This is a genomic window from Sphingobium sp. (genome assembly GCF_033795625.1).
Classification (GTDB): Bacteria; Pseudomonadota; Alphaproteobacteria; order Sphingomonadales; family Sphingomonadaceae; genus Sphingobium.
This window is the reverse complement of record NZ_JARYGI010000012.1, coordinates 1-17,344: the sequence shown is the minus strand read 5'-3', so window position 1 is coordinate 17,344 and position 17,344 is coordinate 1. Positions and strand designations below refer to the sequence as shown.

Here is a 17,344-nt window from a genome sequence, read left to right as displayed (position 1 = left end):
ACAGGGAAATACACGATGAATTTCATGATTAGAATAGCAGCCGCGACTGCAGGTACGCGTGTCGCGGCAGCGGCAGGCAAATACGGAATAATCGGCACGGTGGCAGGACTGCTGGTGACTAGCGCGGTATTGCGCTGGCCCGGCAAAGCCTTTCTGCTTGGCGCGGGCTTTGCGGCTCGCAAGCTTTGGCTCGAGCAGAACAAGCCCGTCGCTCTTCTCGAGCATCGGCCGGCCTCCCGCGACACCGTAGCCCTGGAACAGCCGCTGCAGAGCCTGGCCTGAAGTGGCGCAACACATGGGGGACGGAAGCGAGGCGAGCACGCCGGGCCAACTACCTGGTCATGCGTGGAAAGCAGTGCTCGGCCGTGTGTGGGCGAACAGCGGCAAGCATAATTTGGGGCTGATGTCTGCCGGAGTGGCGTTCTACGCGTTCCTGTCTTTTGTCCCCTTATTGGGCGCGCTGATCATGAGCTATGGGTTGCTCGCCGATCCTGCCGTGGTCGCGCAGCATATGCGCACGATCATCGAACTTGTTCCCAGAGACGCCGCGAAGCTCATCTATGAACAGCTGATCAATCTGACGACGGCAGCGGCGAGCAAGAAGGGGTTGGGACTGGTAGCTGCCCTTCTGGTCGCCATCTATGGCGCCACTCGCGCGTCGGGGGCGATAATCACGGCGCTCAATGTGATCTATGAAGAAGAGGATCGCCGCGGGATCGTAAGGGGCACCGTGACGGCCGCGCTACTGATAGTTGGCGCCATCATCATCGGCATCGTTGGCGTTCTGGCTGCCACGATGCTGAGCTATGCTCAAACCTTCCTTTCCGGAGCAGGGCCGTTAGGCGTCGCATTGATCAAGATCGTGACATGGCTTGCGGCAGGATTCCTCTGTTGCGTCACCATTGCCGGCATGTATCGTTTCGCGCCGGATCGCAATGATGCACGTTGGAGTTGGCTTAGCCTCGGATCGGTTATCGCGACGGTGCTGTGGCTTGGCGCGACATTGGGGTTCGGGGCCTATGCCTCGCGCTTTGGCGACTATAATGCCACCTACGGATCGCTGGGCGCGGTGGTCGTGCTCCTCATGTGGCTTTACGTGTCGGCCTACGCGATCCTGCTAGGCGGTCTCATCAACGCAGAAGCGGAGCGCCAGACTGCACGGGATACGACCGTCGGACCCGAGCGCCCGATGGGAACGCGCGGAGCGGTAATGGCGGATACCACTGCCGCGCCTCCCCAGGGATAGGGCTAAATATGTGCCTTGGGCACATTCACGCGGCGGAACCGTGCTTCGATCAGACTGAACACTCCGAATAGAGCCAGACCAACGGCCACTATCCCAAGCATCCAGGCACCATGTTCCTGCGCCTGGAGTTCTCGCAAAGCCCGACCCAATCCGCCAGCTTCCTCTGCATTGTTATTGCGTGCCGCCGAAATCACGAACCATCCCACCATGGCAAATATCACCGCGCGTGCGGCGTAACCCAAACGGCCGATCCAGTGCACATATCTGGGAGCTGGTACGTCGATGGACAGGTCATCGAACTTTGCAGAATAGGCCTTGAAGGCTTGCGCGCCGGCTACGACGATCAACAACACTCCGGCAGCGATCAGCAAAGCCTCGCCGCCGGGCTGCTCCAGGAGCCAGGCCGACCAGCTTTGTGCGCTCTCATCACCCGGCGCGCCTGTAGTTGCGGGAGACTCGCGCAATGCCAGCTTGGCAGCGAGGACCATCAGGACGAGATGCGTGATACCGCTGATGGCGTAGCCCGCCCGCTCGAAACGGCCCCGCGTCGATTTGCTGCGCCCTTCGGGATCGACCGCCGCCTGCATCAGCCGCCAAAAGGCATAGCCGGCGAAACCCAGGGCGCACAAAGCCAGCAGGACCTTGCCAAACGGAGCATCGACCAGTGTCGCCATGGCCCCCTGATTGTCGCTTGGGCGGCTTCCCTGCCGTGCGGCGTCCAACGCGAACCAGCCCACCAGCAAATATACCAGCCCCCGGGCGGCGAAACCCAATCGCGCCAAAAGGGTCATGCGGTCATTATAGGTCATTCGGGCACCTCCAGCTGTTTCTAGGTAATGTCTGGTGCACCCCGACGTTCCCAAGCAACCTTCGGCTAAATTGAACGGGTGATGCCTCAACACGAAACTCAGACCATCTAGTTACGCTGAATCAATGATTTACCATCTTTAAACTTCCCCCTGTCATTCTGCTCAAACCAGCGAGCGGAAAGTCAGTATCAGTGAAGAACTTGGTGAAAATGTCGACGAGTTACTTGAGCATCCTGGCCCTGTCCGCATGTGGAGGCGGTGGCGCACAACCAGCGCCGACCTCGCAGGTGCCGGCCAGCAGCGGCGCGACGCCCGTCACCATCACGCAGCCGCAACCTGCGCCTATGCCGCCGCCCGTTCCCAATCCCATGCCGTCTTCATCGACAAAGGAAGAAGTCGTTCAGGCTACGTCGGGGCCTGAAGGATGGAAGCCCATGAACCTCATCTCTCTTACTTTCCGCCAGCAGAATACCGGCGCATCCTGGAGCTATGCCGAACAGCAGGGCGGCATTCGCCGCTATGAGTTGCGGGGAGGCGATGGCCTGCCTGTAAATACCCCCGGAGCCACGGAGCGCTCCGAATCCTATGACACCTACAAAATGCTGACGGGCAAGACCTATCAGATCGCCTTCAAGTTCCTTGTGGAGCCCGGTGAAACCAACAAGGCGGCCTGGCTGCTGCTGACGCAGCTCGGCGCGGTTCTCGATCCGGGCGAAGCAGAACATAGTCCATCTTTTGCACTGGAGCTGGCGGGAGACCGCCTGCGTGTCGTGACGCGCGATTCCAGCCCCGCATTATCTACACCGAGCGACATCCGCTACGTCCGTCACTTCGATGACAGCCAGCCGCTTACGCGGGGCCAGTGGTATGATATGAAGGTACAGATCGTCCTTGGCCCCTTCGGAAATGGCAGGCTCAAGGTGTGGCGCGATGACAAGGTGCTGGTGGACTTCACTGGCGCCCTGGGCTTCAACGACCTTGTCGGCCCCTATCTGAAACAAGGCGTCTATCGTAGCCCCACGGCCCAGACCTTCGCTGCGCAGTTCAAGGACATTCAGTTTGGATCGGTAGACTGAGGCGCCATCGACTTCCTAAGTGTCCTCTATTCGATTAACGCGCCAAGAGCCCTTTGTTGGCTTTCATATTTGCAGGAAGCCGCAGCGTGATACCAAGGTTGTTAGTCGATACCGCCGACATACCCGGCAGCGCGCCGGGGGATGGCGGCCAGCTCAAGCTGTTTCGACGGGGAGAAGAATTCTCCATCATGTTGGGTGGCAACGAGTTGATGAACAGCCGTCTCAGCGGATCGGAAGAGGCGTTGGCCGCGTTTGCTTGCGAGCGGCTGGGGAACGCTTCTGGCGTGCATATGCTCATTGGCGGACTGGGGATGGGCTTCACCCTGCGTGCCGCGCTGGATCTGCTTCCCACCGATGCCAAGGTGAGCGTCGCCGAGCTTGTGCCTGCTGTGATTGCCTGGGCTCGTGGGCCCATGGCTCAGATCTTTGGCAACAGCCTGACGGACCCTCGTACCAACATCAGGGAAGGCGATGTCGGTGCAATCATCAAAGAGAGCCCCGGCCGCTATGACGCGATCCTGCTGGACGTAGACAATGGTCCGGACGGCCTCACGCGGGCAAGCAATGATTGGCTCTATAGCGCAGGCGGTCTCGACTCCGCGCGACGTGCGCTTCGTCGGGGCGGCGTAATGTTGATCTGGTCCGCCGGGCCAAGCGTCGCCTTCACGCGGCGGCTGACGGATGCGGGCTTTCGCGTTGAAGAGAAAGTTGTCCGCGCCGCTCGTAGCGGCAAGGGTGCAAGGCACGTCATCTGGGTGGCGCAGCGTCCGGACCTTTGACTGCTAGACATGGTGGGAGCGCCTTGCGGTCCTGAGCGAGGTGCCCTACCTCCGCGACCATGATAAGGAACAGCGTGAGCGAGACTTTCGTTACTGGAGCCGCAGAAAGCGCAGGGTTCGACCCCCGCAGGCTGAACCGGCTCGCCGCCTTCCTCGATCAGCAACTGGTTTCAGGTAAGCTGCCCCACGCGCAGCTATTGCTATCCCGCGACGAACAGCCGGTCGCTTTTTGCACGCTTGGCCACGCGCGAGAAGACGGGACGCCGCTGCAGGAGGACGCGCTGTTCCGGATCGCGTCGATGACCAAGCCGATTACGTCAGTGGCTTTCATGATGCTGGTGGAGGATGGCCTCGTTGGACTGGATACCCCAGTCCATCGAATATTGCCTGAGTTCCGTGATCTGGCGGTACGCACTGGAGGGGGGGAGGACGGAGAGCCCTTCTCCACGCGGCCCACGGAAGCGCCGATGCGTATGATCGATCTCCTTCGGCATAGCTCGGGCCTAACCTACAGCTTTCAGCAGCAGAGCCCTATCGATGCAGCCTATGCCGCGCAGAAGCTGGATGTCTTTCATCAGGCGCGGACGTCCGATGAGTATATTGCTGCGCTTGCCGCCTTGCCGCTGGAGTTTTCGCCTGGAGCAGGATGGAATTACTCCGTCTCAACCGATGTCCTGGGGATTGTGGTTGAACGTCTATCCGGACTCTCTCTTGCCGATTTTTTCGCGGAACGGATCTTCTCGCCGCTGGCGATGACCGATACGTTTTTCGAAGTGCCTCCCGATCATCAGCCGCGGCTGACCGATGCCTGGCAGGCGGACAATAGCGGAACTCGAACCTTGTACGACCGCGGCCAGAACAGCCGGTGGCGACTGCCGCCGCGCTCTTATTCCGGCGGCGGCGGGCTCGTTTCATCGACGCAGGATTATCACCGTTTCTGCCGCATGCTTCTTCGTGGAGGCGAGCTGGACGGAACGAGGCTGCTGTCACCAAAAATGGTTGCGCTCATGACCGCGAACCATCTGCCCGGCGGGGGCGACCTTGCCGGAATTTCCCGATCGATGTTCAGCGAAAGCCAGAATGCCGGTATCGGTTTCGGCCTTGGCTTTGCTGTCACATGTGATCCGGTAGCGGCCATGTTGCCGGGTTCGATCGGCGAATATTATTGGGGTGGAATGTTGTCGACGTTCTTCTTCGTCGATCCGGTGGAGAGGATCGTCGCGATCTTCATGACGCAGGTGATGCCTTCCACTGCGATCTCGGTGCGCCGGGAGCTGAAAACCCTGATCTATGCCGCGCTGACCGAAAGCCGCGCCTGATCCGTATAGGGAACCAAGAAAGGCTTGGCGCGCTGGGGGCTGCTGTGCAATCCTGACGATAATAAAAGGAGAGGATGCAGCTTCGTTTCGTCTCAGGGGATTTCCCGCATCATGAATATCGTAACACCCGCATCCAGTCTCCCGAAACCTGCGCCTCGCCAGTCCGATCCTTCCGTGCTTGCGCAGGAGATCGTCGAGCGGCTGACCTACCGGCTCGGCAAGGACGCAACGGCGGCGCAGCCGCACGACTGGCTGCACGCAGTCATCCTGTCGATCCGGGATCGCGTGATAGACGCCTGGATCGCCTCTACCCACAAGACCTATGAAGAGCGGGGCCGGAGAGTATATTATCTGTCCCTCGAGTTTCTTATCGGTCGGCTGATGCGGGACGCGGTTTCCAACATGGAACTGCTGGATGAGATGCAGCAGGCGCTCGCGTCGATAAATGTCGACATTGACGTGATCGCCGAACTGGAACCTGATGCGGCGCTGGGGAATGGCGGTCTTGGACGGCTGGCGGCGTGTTTCATGGAGAGCATGGCGACGGTCGATGTTCCCGCCTATGGCTATGGCATTCGCTATGTGAACGGCATGTTCCGTCAGGAGATATCGGATGGCTGGCAGGTCGAGCTTCCGGAGACCTGGCTCACGCATGGCAACCCGTGGGAGTTCGAGCGCCGTGAAGCCAGCTATGAAGTCGGCTTTGGCGGTCTGGTCGATCCTGCCGAAGGGAATGAAACCACGCCCCACCAGATGGTCTGGAAACCGGCCGAGCGCGTGATCGCGACTGCCTTCGACACGCCCATCGCAGGTTGGCGGGGAAAGCGCGTCAACACGCTCAGGTTGTGGACGGCTCAGCCGATCGACCCGATACTGCTCGATCGCTTCAATGCAGGCGATCATGTCGGTGCGCTTCAGGAAAGCAACCGCGCCGAAGCCCTCACGCGCGTGCTTTATCCCGCCGACAGCTCGCCGGCCGGTCAGGAGCTACGGCTGCGGCAGGAGTATTTCTTCTCCGCCGCCTCGCTTCAGGACATCGTACGGCGCCATATTCAGTATTTCGAAGATATCAGGACGCTGCCGGACAAAGCCGCGATCCAGCTCAACGACACGCATCCTGCCGTGTCCGTCGCGGAACTGATGCGACTCCTGCTCGATGTGCACGGCCTCGATTTCGACGAAGCCTGGGACATCACCCGGCGCACCTTCAGCTACACCAACCACACGCTTCTGCCAGAAGCTCTGGAAAGCTGGCCGGTCCCATTGTTCGAGCGCCTGCTGCCCCGGCACATGCAGATCGTCTATGCCGTTAACAGCCGCCTGCTTGCCGAAGCACGGCGCGCGGGTGGTTTCGACGATGCAGCGATCGGCACGATCTCGCTGATCGATGAAGGCGGGGAGCGCCGCGTGCGGATGGGCAACCTGGCCTTCGCCGGATCGCATAGCATCAATGGCGTATCGGCGCTGCACACGGACCTGATGAAGCAGACGGTGTTCGCAGACTTCCACCGCCTCTACCCGAGCCGTATCAACAACAAGACCAATGGCGTCACATTCCGCCGCTGGCTGATGCAATGCAATCCCGGCCTGTTCGGATTGATCCGCGAGGCGATCGGCGACCGCTTCATGGACGATGCCGAGGCGCTCCGCGATCTTGAAGCCTTCGCTCATGACAGCGCGTTTCAGGACAAGTTCATGGCCGTGAAGCGCGCCAACAAGGAGCGGCTGAGCCAAGTTCTGCGCGAGCGAGTCAATGCGCGCATCGATCCCTCGGCACTGTTCGACATTCATATCAAGCGCATCCATGAGTATAAGCGGCAGTTGCTCAACATCATCGAAGCGGTGTCGCTCTACGACCAGATCCGCTCGCATCCCGAGCGCAACTGGGTGCCGCGCGTCAAACTGTTCGGCGGCAAGGCTGCGCCCAGCTACCACAATGCAAAGCTCATCATTAAGCTGGCCAATGACGTGGCCCGTGTCGTCAATCACGACCCGGCGGTGCAGGGGCTGCTGAAGATCCAGTTCGTGCCCAATTACAATGTCTCGATGGCGGAGATCATGATTCCCGCCGCCGACCTGTCCGAACAGATATCGACCGCGGGCATGGAAGCGTCCGGCACCGGGAACATGAAGTTCGCCGTCAACGGGGCCCTGACCATTGGGACACTAGACGGCGCGAACGTGGAAATGCGGGATCATGTGGGTGAGGAGAACATCCTGATCTTCGGTCTTACCGCTGAAGAAGTGAACGAGAAACGCGCCAACGGCTATGACCCGCGCTCCATCATCGATGGGAGCAGCGAACTTTCTCAGGCGCTGAACGCCATTCGTTCGGGCGTGTTTTCCCCGAGCGACCGGGATCGGTACGCCGACCTGATCGGTGGCATCTGCGATCACGACTGGTTCATGGTCGCTGCCGATTTCGACAGCTATGCGGCTGCACAACGGCGCGCCGACGCGCTGTGGAACGATAAGGCCGCCTGGGCGTCCAAAGCTATATACAATGTGGCGCGCATGGGCTGGTTCTCATCAGACCGGACTATCCGTGAATATGCGAAGGACATCTGGAAGGTGCTGGCGTGAACGGGAGGTGTTGACACCGGAGCGGATCGAAGCGCTCGTTATGGGCCGCGAAAGCGACCCCTTCTCCATCTTGGGCGTGCATCCGGCAGCCAGGGATTTCATTGCCCGGTGCTTTCTGCCGGATGCGGTGGAAGTGAGTGCGTCGACTCTCGACGGTAATCCGGCGGGCACGCTGCAACGTATCCACGAGGCAGGCATCTTTGAAGGGAAGGTCGCGATCAGGCAGCGGCAGGTGCTGCGGTATCGCGCCCGCTATCCTGATGGCGCTACTCACGAAGTCATCGATCCATATAGCTTTGGCCCCGTCTTGGGTCCTCTCGACGATTATTTCCTCGCCGAGGGATCGCACCTGCGCCTGTTCGACAAGCTAGGCGCGCATGTCATGACGCACGAAGGCGTGGCAGGAACGCATTTCGCGGTCTGGGCGCCGAATGCGAGCCGGGTCTCGGTCGTCGGGGACTTCAACGCCTGGGATGGCCGCCGCCACGCGATGCGCCTGCGCGCCGACAGCGGCACCTGGGAGATTTTCCTGCCAGATGTAGGTCCGGGCCATGCTTACAAATATGAGATAGTCAGCGCGAATGGCGTTGTCCTGCCTCTAAAGGCTGATCCCTTCGCTTTTCGATCTGAACTGCGTCCGGCGACCGCCTCGATCATTGCGGATACCCCCGCGCATATATGGGGCGACGCGGAACATCGCGAGTATTGGAGAACCGCCGATCCGCGCCGCCAGCCCATTTCGATCTATGAGGTCCACGCCGGGTCCTGGCAGCGGGATGAGTTCGGGCAATTCCTGCATTGGGATGCGCTTGCCGACCGCCTGATCCCTTATGTGGTCGACCTTGGCTTTACCCATATCGAGTTCATGCCGATCAGCGAGCATCCCTATGATCCAAGCTGGGGGTACCAGACGACAGGGCTATACGCGCCATCGGCCCGCTTCGGCGACCCCGACGGGTTTGCGCGATTTGTCGACGGCGCCCATCGCGCAGGGATCGGGGTCATACTCGATTGGGTGCCGGCGCATTTCCCGACTGACGCGCACGGCCTTGCAGAATTCGACGGTACTGCGCTGTACGAGCATGCAGATCCGCGAAAGGGTTTCCATCCCGACTGGAACACGGCCATCTACAACTTCGGCAGGCGGGAAGTTGCCGCCTTCCTGACGAACAACGCCTTGTTCTGGACCGAGCGCTACCATGTCGATGGCCTGCGGGTAGATGCCGTGGCGTCGATGCTTTACCTCGATTACTCCCGCAAAGCAGGCGAGTGGATCCCCAATGCCGATGGCGGGCGGGAAAACTGGGAGGCCGTCGAGTTCCTTCAGGGCATGAACCGTGCGGTGTACGGAACTGGCTCGGGCGCGGTGACCATGGCGGAGGAATCGACCAGTTGGCCCAAGGTTTCCCAGCCGGTGCACGAAGGCGGCCTGGGTTTCGGGTTCAAATGGAACATGGGCTTCATGCATGACACATTGCGCTATCTGCAGCTCGACGCCGTGCATCGGCAGCATCACCATGACGACATCACCTTTGGCCTGCTCTATGCCTTCACGGAGAATTACGTCCTGCCTTTGAGCCATGACGAGGTCGTCCATGGCAAGGGATCGCTGCTCAACAAAATGTCCGGCGATTATTGGCAGAAATTCGCCACCCTGCGCGCCTATTTCGCGATGATGTGGGGCTATCCCGGCAAGAAGCTGCTATTCATGGGGCAGGAATTCGCCCAGCGCGCCGAGTGGAACGAGGCGCGGGCGCTGGACTGGCATCTGCTGGATCACACGCCGCACCGTGCCGTTCAATCTCTCGTTCGTGACCTGAACTGGCTCTACCGGGGGAAGCCCGCACTTCATGCACGCGACTGTGAAGGGGAGGGGTTCCAGTGGCTGCTCGTCAATGCCGCTGAGGATTCCGTATTTGCCTGGCTTCGTTTGGCTCCGGGTGAAAAGCCGATTGTGGTCATCAGCCATTTTACCCCGCTCCTGCGGCATGGTTACGGAACGCGTCTTCCTTTTGGGGGGCGGTGGCGCGAGATACTGAATACCGACGCCAGCGACTATAATGGGAGCGGAGCAGGCAACTGGGGCGTTGTAGAAGCGGCGCAGGACGGCTGGGCGCATCTTACCCTGCCGCCGCTCGCCACGATAATGCTGGAAGCGGAATAAGGGCAGGAGAGACTGATGGACCGGAGAACGCATCCCATTGCCCGCGACGCCATGGCCTATGTGCTTGCCGGGGGACGTGGCAGCCGTCTGGGTGAATTGACGGATATCCGGGCAAAACCTGCGGTCCACTTCGGCGGCAAGACGCGGATTATCGATTTCGCGCTCTCCAATGCCCTGAACAGCGGCATCCGGCGGATCGGCGTCGCCACGCAGTACAAGGCGCACTCGCTGATCCGGCACCTGCAGCGCGGCTGGAACTTCTTCCGCACCGAACGCAACGAAAGCTTCGACATTTTGCCGGCCAGCCAGCGCGTATCCGAAAGCCAATGGTACGAAGGTACTGCCGACGCGGTGTTTCAGAACCTCGACATTATCGAAGCTTATGCACCTGAATATATGGTGATCCTGGCTGGCGATCATATCTATAAGATGGATTACGAGCTGATGCTTCAGCAGCACGTCGACAGCGGCGCGGACGTCACGGTCGGCTGCCTCGAAGTGCCGCGGATGGAGGCAGTCGGCTTCGGCGTGATGGCAGTCGACGAAAACGACTGGATCACTGACTTCGTGGAGAAGCCTGCGGTTCCTCCCTGCATTCCCGGTCAGCCCGATCGCGCACTGGCATCGATGGGTATCTATGTGTTTCGCACCAAGGTTCTCGCTGAGCAATTGCGCCGCGACGCCGATACGCCGGACAGCAAGCGCGACTTTGGCGGAGACATCGTTCCTTACATGGTGAAGCACGGCAAGGCCGTGGCGCATCGTTTCGCCAGCAGCTGTGTTCGGGCGGAGAGTGAAGTCGAGGCCTATTGGCGCGATGTCGGGACCATCGATGCGTACTGGCAGGCGAATATCGACCTGACGGACGTGGTCCCTCCGCTGGACATCTACGATACGAGCTGGCCGCTGTGGACCTATGCGGAAGTCACTGCTCCGGCAAAATTCGTCCATGACGAGGAAGGGCGAAGGGGGTCCGCGACATCATCGCTGGTGGCCGGGGGCTGCATCGTCTCTGGATCGGCGCTGCACAGGAGCCTGCTGTTCACAGGCGTTCGAACCCATAGCTTCTCCTCGATAACGGAGAGCATCATCTTGCCCAATTGCGAGATCGGGCGGGGCGCGCAACTGCATAAGTGCGTACTCGATTCCGGCGTGCGAATTCCATCGGGCCTTGTTGTTGGCGAACATCCTGAGCAGGACGCAAAGTGGTTCCGGCGGACCGATAACGGAATATGCCTTATTACCCAGTCCATGATCGAACGGCTACCGGATAGACTGACCGCATGAAAGTCCTGGGGGTAGCGTCGGAGGTCCAGCCTTTAATCAAGACCGGGGGACTTGCCGACGTGGTTGGCGCTTTGCCCCCAGCTTTATTGGCAGAGGGCGTGGCCGTCAGGACGCTCGTGCCGGGTTATCCCTCAGTCATGGCGAAACTAGGGAAAGCGAAGAAGCTCCATCGTTATCCTGCTTTGTTCGGAGAGGCCGCAACGCTTCTGTCGGCCAAGGTGGGTTCGCTGGAGCTGATCATTCTCAACTGCCCCGCTTTCTTTACCCGCAAAGGCGGGCCCTATGATGACGCCTCGGGCACGGGTTGGGCCGATAACTGGCGTCGCTTCGCGGCGCTTTCACGCGCAGGAGCGGATATTGCTGCAGGGCTGTTGAAGGGCTGGCGGCCCGATGTGGTGCATGCGCATGATTGGCAGGCGGCCATGACGCTCGCCTACATGCGATTTGGCGCTGCGAGTACGGTGCCGAAAGTCATCACAGTGCACAACCTCGCGTTTCAGGGCCGGTTCGACGCCGATGTTTTTGCCGCATTGGACCTGCCACCCAAAGCATGGGGCGTCGACGGCGTGGAATATTATGGCGGCATCGGCTTCCTGAAGGCCGGGCTTGTCTCTGCCGACGCCATTACGACGGTCAGCCCCACTTACGCCGGGGAAATCCTGATGCCCGCAGATGGAATGGGGCTGGATGGCTTGCTGCGCGGGCGGGCAGACCATCTTCATGGCATCTTGAACGGGATCGACGTCGCGGAATGGAATCCGGCGTCAGATTCACTGCTGGCCAAGCCGTTTTCCCATCGCTCCCTGTCTTCGCGGACGACCAACCGGCGCATGGTCGAACGCAGCTTCGCGCTGGATGTGGACAAGAGCCCGCTATTCATCGTCGTCAGCCGCCTGACATGGCAAAAGGGTATGGATCTGCTGGTCGATGCCCTCGACCATCTTGTCGCCCTGGGAGCCAAGATCGCAATTCTGGGCTCGGGCGATCAGCCTTTGGAAGGCGGTTTTCTTGCGGGCGCTGACCGGCATCATGGCCGCGTGGGCGTCCGGATTGGCTATGACGAGCCGTTGTCTCACATGATGCAGGGCGGGGGCGATGCGATCCTGATACCCTCCCGGTTCGAGCCATGCGGGCTCACGCAGCTATATGGGCTCCGCTATGGCTGCGTGCCTGTCGTGGCGCGGGTGGGCGGCTTGGCGGATACTGTGATCGACGCCAACGAAGCCGCTTTGGCGGCAGGCGTGGCGACAGGTATCCAGTTCACGCCACCCGATGTCGCCAGCTTGCGCCGGGCCATCGAGCGGGCAGTTGCGCTCCATGGCGATGCTCCGCAATGGGCTGCGATGCAGCGCGCAGGAATGAAAGCGGATTTCTCCTGGGGTAGGAGCGCCGCGCGTTATGCGGCGCTCTACCGTTCGCTGGTACGATGACGCCCGCCGATCTTCCGGCACTTGGTCCTCAACTCCGAGTTGGCGGAACCGATTTCGCGATATGGTCGGCGGCTGAGACAATGTGGCTCTGCGTCTTCGAAGAAGGCAGGGAAGTTAAGCGACTGCCGATGGTGCAGCAGGGCGGCATTTTCTCGCTCTTTGCGCCGGGCTTGGGTGAAGGCGCGCGATATGGCTTTCGCGCCGACCGCCCCTATGATCCTGATGCGGGCCTCTGGTTCGATCCGGATAAGCTTCTGCTTGACCCTTATGCAACGCGAATCGATCGTGCCTATGCTTATGACCCCCTGCTGGCGGCGCGCAGGGGGCAAGGCGTGGATACTGCGGCACTGGTTCCCAAGGCGGTGGTTGAGGCGCCACAGGCGTGCATCCCGGCTGCACCCCCTCTATTCCGGCCGGGCGGGCTGATATACGAGCTTCAGGTCCGATCCTTCACGATGTTGCACCCTCAAGTACCCGAGGATCAGCGCGGGACATTGCGCGCACTCACGCATCCCGCCGTCATCGACCATCTGAAGCGGTTGCATGTGGGCGCGGTCGAGTTGATGCCGATCAATGCGTGGATAGATGAACGGCACCTGCCGCCGCTGGGTCTGACGAACGCGTGGGGATATAATCCGGTCAGCTATTTCGCGCTCGACCCGCGTCTGGCGCCGGGCGGCATCTCGGATCTACGTGCGGCGACTGCGGCTTTGCGCGATGCAGGGATCGGCGTGATCCTCGACATGGTCTACAACCATAATGGCGAAAGCGATGCGTTCGGAAGCACCTTGTCCTTCAGGGGCCTGGATGCCCGGACCTACTTCCGGCATGGCCCCGACGGACAACTAATCAATGATACCGGGACAGGGAACAGCGTAGACTGCAATCATCCCGTTTGTCGGCGGCTGATCTGCGATTCCATGCGCTATTTCGTCGAGCATGCCGGCGTTGATGGCTTTCGCTTCGATCTAGCTCCAGCGCTGGGAAGAGAGCCCACGGGCTTCTCGCCCAACGCGCCGCTCCTGCGCGAGATTGCGGACGATCCGATCCTTCGCGACCGGATCATGATCGCCGAGCCCTGGGATATCGGGCCGGGTGGATATCAGCTTGGCCAATTTGGCAATGATTGGCTGGAATGGAACGATCGATATCGCGACGACGTACGGCGGTTCTGGCGCGGTGATCCGCATATGCTCGGCGCGCTGGCTACGCGCATCTCCGGATCGAGTGACATTTTCAGGGGTCAGAAGAGCCGCAGCGTGAACTTTCTGGCCGCCCATGATGGCTTCAGTCTGGCAGACGTCACCGCATATTCGGAGCGGCACAACGAGGCGAACGGCGAACACAATCGCGACGGCCACGGCGAAAACTTCAGCTGGAACTGCGGCACCGAGGGCGAGGCGTCCGACCCGCAGGTGCTGGAGCGACGCTGCACGGACATCAAGGCGATGCTTTCCACATTGTTCGTGTCCCGCGGCACCATCATGCTGACGGCAGGCGACGAATTCGGCCGCACGCAGCGAGGCAACAACAACGCCTACGCTCAGGATAATCCGGTCACATGGATCGACTGGGAAGGTCGCGATCGTGATATCGAGCAACACAGCATGGTGCTCTCCGCCATTCGGACAACCTATGCCGCGTTGATCGACACATCCCTGCTTAGCGACGATCAGGTTTCGTGGCTTAGCCCTGGCGGCCAGCCGATGACGGTCGAAGAATGGGAAGCCTCTACCGCCGACGCGCTGGCTTTCCGTCTTTCGCCCGATGGCCCCACGGTCTGCATCAATCGCAGCTATGCCACTGTCGAGTTCCAGACAGCGGAGCGCTCCATCGCAGTGAAAGCGCGCAGCGTCGAAATCGCGATCTGACTAACTGCGCTGCTTCAACCCTCGTCTTGCGAACGCCATCAAGCCAAGACCGACGGCGGCGCCAACCCACGCTGCACCCGGCAGCTTTTGCGCTGCAACCGCGGCGCTGGTCTTTCGCAGCCACATGCGTTGCGTGCCGGTCACTCGGCTGTCCGCGCGATAGGCGTACAGATTGTCACGCATTGCGGGATCGCCGGGGTCTCCGGGCTTCTGCTGCATCCTCGTACCGATGGCTTCCATGACCTTGTCCGTCAAGCGCGGCGCGATTTGCCCGATCAGCGACGAAGCCACGCCACCTCCACCTATATACATGACGCGTCTGGGTGTTTCGCACGCGAACAGGATGGCGTCCGCAATTATGGAAGGATGATATAGCGGCTGTGGAATTCGCGGCGGCTGGTCCATGTAGTTCCGGGCATGCTCTGGGTAAGGCGTACCGCATCCGCCGGGCTTGACCAGCGTCACCGATATGTTCGCGCCCTCGCGCTCCAGCTCCATTCTCAAGGTGTCGGTAAGTGCCTGAACCGCATGTTTCGTGGCTGAATAAGGCCCCTGCTGAACTATCGTCCGGTCTCCCAGGATCGATCCGATGTTTATGATCGCTCCACTCGGCCTGGATCTGAGGTGCTCCGCAGCGATCAGGCAACCATGCAACGTACCGAAGTAGTTGACGTCGAACGTCTGACGGTGGTCGGGCAGGGGCACCTGGTCCAGTCTGCCATACAGGCCGACGGCGGCATTGTTCACCCAGCTATCGAAGCCGCCGAACTCCTCTATGGCCTTCTCGGCTATGCGACTGACATCTTCCGGATCGGAAACGTCCGCGACGACGCTGGCCACGCGGCCGCCTTTTGCGGAAAGATCGCGTTCTATCGTGATAAGCGCCTCGGGATTGCGGGCAGCTATGACAAGGGAAGCGCCACGCCGAACGGCTTCCTGGGCAGTCGCCAACCCGTTTCCGCTGGTCGCGCCTGTAATCACGATCACCTGCTCGTGCAGGGGCTTAAGCTTAGGCCGCATTGTCTTACCCTCTCAGGGCAATTCAGCGCCCATTCCAATAACTGCCGTGCGTGGGATGGGTTCAATTCCGCTCTTTAGCAAGACGACGGATTGCACCCCTGTATTTTGATCTTGCACTGCAACAATATTGATGTCAGCTTGGCGATGCTCGCACAAGGATGTGCAGCTTCATAAGCGATGTCATTCAACGAAGAGTGACATCGCGTCAGTCTTGATGGAAGTCAGACTGCAAGGCAACGACGCCGCCCGAGTCCATTCCGATGAATGGCGTTCGAGGCGGTTTTTTTGCGTCCGATCAAGAAGGTAAAATGGCCATCGGGGAGGCTTATACCAGCAGTTGCAGTGCACCCGTAGCCGATCCCCCAGGGCTCTCGCCCTCGGCAACGGATCTAATCATTTCATAGTCAATCATAGGGGGCTAGAAAATGCGTTACAGGCGAACCATCATCTTCGGCGCGTCGATCGCCGGGGTCACAATAACACAGCCCGCGCTTGCCGATCCCTTCAAACTGAAGCCGATAGTGGAAACGCGGCTTCGATATGAAGGTGTGGATCAGCTTGGCCTGGCCAGGGATGCCGATGCGGTTACGTTGCGTATGCGCAGCGGCGTCGAAGCGATCGCCGGCGACTTCTCGATACTCGTCGAGGGGGAAGGTACGTTGGCGCTATCAGGAAAATACAATAGTGGAGTGAATGGCAAGGCCGCCTACCCGATCGTCGCGGACCCAGAGACCATTGAGCTAAACAGAGTCCAGCTACAATTCAGGGGCTTAGCCAAGACCCTGATGACAGTAGGCAGGCAACGCATCAACCTGGACGACCAGCGCTTCGTCGGCTCCGTGAACTGGCGTCAGAACGAACAGACCTTTGACGCTGCCCGAGTGGAGTGGACAGGGATCAAGGACGTCAAAGCGGACGTCACTTACGCCTGGAGTCAGCGCACCATTTGGGGGATCGACGGCTCAGGTGCGCGCCAACAGGCAGTGAGTGGCGACAACATCCTGGCGAACCTTTCATGGAAGCTGAAAACCGGAACACTTACCGGCTTTGCGTACGTCGTGGATCAGGACGAGGCGGCGATCACCTATCTCGGACGGCCGTTCAGCATGTCCAGCAAGACATTCGGCGGGCGTGCGGCATTCGCTATTCCCATCTCGCACGCGGTCAAGCTGAACCTGCTGGCAAGCTACGCCCGCCAGTCGGACTATCATCGCAGCCAGATCGACTACGCAGCGGATTACTGGCTTGGCGAAATCGGGCTCGCAACCAAGGGCTGGACGCTGACCGGCGGATACGAAGTGCTAGGTGCAACCGGATCGGCTCGCAATCTCGTGACCAATGCGCAGGTCAGCGCCAGCGTTCAGACGCCGCTCGCGACCCTGCACAAATTCAATGGCTGGGCCGACAAGTTCCTGGTGACACCGCCCAACGGCCTGCGCGACGCCTATGCCAGCCTGGGCTACGTTGTTCCGAAGCTGGGTGGAACGGGACCGCTAAGTTTGCTGGTGACTTATCATCGCTTCGACAGCGACCCATTATCGATCGACTATGGCAGCGAATGGAATGCGCAGGCGTCGTTGAAGCTGAACAAGAAGCTGACTGCTCTGGTCAAATACGCGGATTATGATGCCGACGCCTTTGCAACGGATACCCGAAAAATGTGGGTCCAGCTCGACTATGGGCTTTAACAGGTCGCGGAAAAAGGCTCTTCACCTGACCGTGTTGGCATGATTCAATGCCCTAAGCGAGATTTGAGGGGA

At 60.3% G+C, this 17,344-nt stretch carries 13 protein-coding genes; 11 read left to right on the top strand and 2 right to left on the bottom strand.

All coding sequences use genetic code 11. The features are described from left to right. Positions 1 to 15: 15 nt before the first annotated feature. Positions 16 to 282, top strand: a complete 267-nt coding sequence (locus tag QHC67_RS08110; protein WP_319293062.1) for a hypothetical protein — start codon at positions 16 to 18, stop codon at positions 280 to 282. A gap of 13 nt (positions 283 to 295) precedes the next feature. Next, positions 296 to 1,246, top strand: coding sequence for a YihY/virulence factor BrkB family protein (locus QHC67_RS08105; protein WP_319293060.1), 951 nt, complete (start codon positions 296 to 298; stop codon positions 1,244 to 1,246). A 2-nt stretch (positions 1,247 to 1,248) separates the two neighbouring features. Here QHC67_RS08105 and QHC67_RS08100 read toward each other — a convergent pair whose 3' ends face one another. Then, a complete protein-coding gene (locus tag QHC67_RS08100) occupies positions 1,249 to 2,055 on the bottom strand; it encodes a DUF1206 domain-containing protein (protein WP_319293058.1) in 807 nt (268 codons plus the stop codon). 209 nt (positions 2,056 to 2,264) lie between these two features. On the opposite strand from QHC67_RS08100, the gene QHC67_RS08095 reads away from it, so the two are divergent. From QHC67_RS08095 to glgX, 8 genes are all read left to right on the top strand, one after another. After that, the gene (locus tag QHC67_RS08095; protein ID WP_319293056.1) at positions 2,265 to 3,131 is read left to right on the top strand and encodes a heparin lyase I family protein; all 867 of its coding nucleotides are present in this window, start codon (positions 2,265 to 2,267) and stop codon (positions 3,129 to 3,131) included. Positions 3,132 to 3,217: 86 nt separating this feature from the next. Continuing rightward, entirely contained in the window at positions 3,218 to 3,910 is a 693-nt protein-coding gene (locus QHC67_RS08090; RefSeq protein ID WP_319293054.1) for a hypothetical protein, read from the top strand. 74 nt (positions 3,911 to 3,984) lie between these two features. Continuing rightward, positions 3,985 to 5,229, top strand: coding sequence for a serine hydrolase domain-containing protein (locus QHC67_RS08085; RefSeq protein ID WP_319293053.1), 1,245 nt, complete (start codon positions 3,985 to 3,987; stop codon positions 5,227 to 5,229). Positions 5,230 to 5,340: 111 nt separating this feature from the next. Further along, positions 5,341 to 7,812, top strand: coding sequence for a glycogen/starch/alpha-glucan phosphorylase (locus QHC67_RS08080; protein ID WP_319293051.1), 2,472 nt, complete (start codon positions 5,341 to 5,343; stop codon positions 7,810 to 7,812). Further along, a complete protein-coding gene (gene glgB, locus QHC67_RS08075) occupies positions 7,781 to 9,976 on the top strand; it encodes a 1,4-alpha-glucan branching protein GlgB (protein WP_413818508.1) in 2,196 nt (731 codons plus the stop codon). Before QHC67_RS08080 ends, glgB begins: the two co-directional genes overlap by 32 nt. 15 nt (positions 9,977 to 9,991) lie before the next feature. Further along, on the top strand, positions 9,992 to 11,263 hold the full coding sequence (gene glgC / locus QHC67_RS08070) for a glucose-1-phosphate adenylyltransferase (protein ID WP_319293047.1): 1,272 nt from the start codon (positions 9,992 to 9,994) through the stop codon (positions 11,261 to 11,263). Further along, positions 11,260 to 12,693 (top strand): glycogen synthase GlgA, encoded by a 1,434-nt coding sequence (gene glgA / locus QHC67_RS08065; RefSeq protein ID WP_319293045.1) that lies wholly within the window; start codon positions 11,260 to 11,262, stop codon positions 12,691 to 12,693. The genes glgC and glgA overlap by 4 nt, the downstream gene beginning before the upstream one ends. Then, positions 12,690 to 14,564 (top strand): glycogen debranching protein GlgX, encoded by a 1,875-nt coding sequence (gene glgX / locus QHC67_RS08060; protein ID WP_319293043.1) that lies wholly within the window; start codon positions 12,690 to 12,692, stop codon positions 14,562 to 14,564. Before glgA ends, glgX begins: the two co-directional genes overlap by 4 nt. Here the strand turns inward: glgX and QHC67_RS08055 are convergent, their stop codons facing one another. Further along, on the bottom strand, positions 14,565 to 15,584 hold the full coding sequence (locus QHC67_RS08055) for an SDR family oxidoreductase (protein ID WP_319293041.1): 1,020 nt from the start codon (positions 15,582 to 15,584) through the stop codon (positions 14,565 to 14,567). Positions 15,585 to 16,009: 425 nt separating this feature from the next. On the opposite strand from QHC67_RS08055, the gene QHC67_RS08050 reads away from it, so the two are divergent. Continuing rightward, positions 16,010 to 17,272, top strand: a complete 1,263-nt coding sequence (locus QHC67_RS08050; RefSeq protein WP_319293040.1) for an alginate export family protein — start codon at positions 16,010 to 16,012, stop codon at positions 17,270 to 17,272. Positions 17,273 to 17,344: the final 72 nt, after the last annotated feature.

What these genes read in the sequence shown, in the direction of transcription:
- QHC67_RS08110 (WP_319293062.1), top strand. Translation starts at nt 16, where the DNA reads ATGAATTTCATGATTAGAATAGCAGCCGCGACTGCAGGTACGCGTGTC.
- QHC67_RS08105 (WP_319293060.1), top strand. Translation starts at nt 296, where the DNA reads ATGGGGGACGGAAGCGAGGCGAGCACGCCGGGCCAACTACCTGGTCAT.
- QHC67_RS08100 (WP_319293058.1), bottom strand. Translation starts at nt 2,055, where the DNA reads ATGACCTATAATGACCGCATGACCCTTTTGGCGCGATTGGGTTTCGCC.
- QHC67_RS08095 (WP_319293056.1), top strand. Translation starts at nt 2,265, where the DNA reads ATGTCGACGAGTTACTTGAGCATCCTGGCCCTGTCCGCATGTGGAGGC.
- QHC67_RS08080 (WP_319293051.1), top strand. Translation starts at nt 5,341, where the DNA reads ATGAATATCGTAACACCCGCATCCAGTCTCCCGAAACCTGCGCCTCGC.
- glgB (WP_413818508.1), top strand. Translation starts at nt 7,781, where the DNA reads ATGCGAAGGACATCTGGAAGGTGCTGGCGTGAACGGGAGGTGTTGACA.
- glgC (WP_319293047.1), top strand. Translation starts at nt 9,992, where the DNA reads ATGGACCGGAGAACGCATCCCATTGCCCGCGACGCCATGGCCTATGTG.
- glgA (WP_319293045.1), top strand. Translation starts at nt 11,260, where the DNA reads ATGAAAGTCCTGGGGGTAGCGTCGGAGGTCCAGCCTTTAATCAAGACC.
- glgX (WP_319293043.1), top strand. Translation starts at nt 12,690, where the DNA reads ATGACGCCCGCCGATCTTCCGGCACTTGGTCCTCAACTCCGAGTTGGC.
- QHC67_RS08055 (WP_319293041.1), bottom strand. Translation starts at nt 15,584, where the DNA reads ATGCGGCCTAAGCTTAAGCCCCTGCACGAGCAGGTGATCGTGATTACA.
- QHC67_RS08050 (WP_319293040.1), top strand. Translation starts at nt 16,010, where the DNA reads ATGCGTTACAGGCGAACCATCATCTTCGGCGCGTCGATCGCCGGGGTC.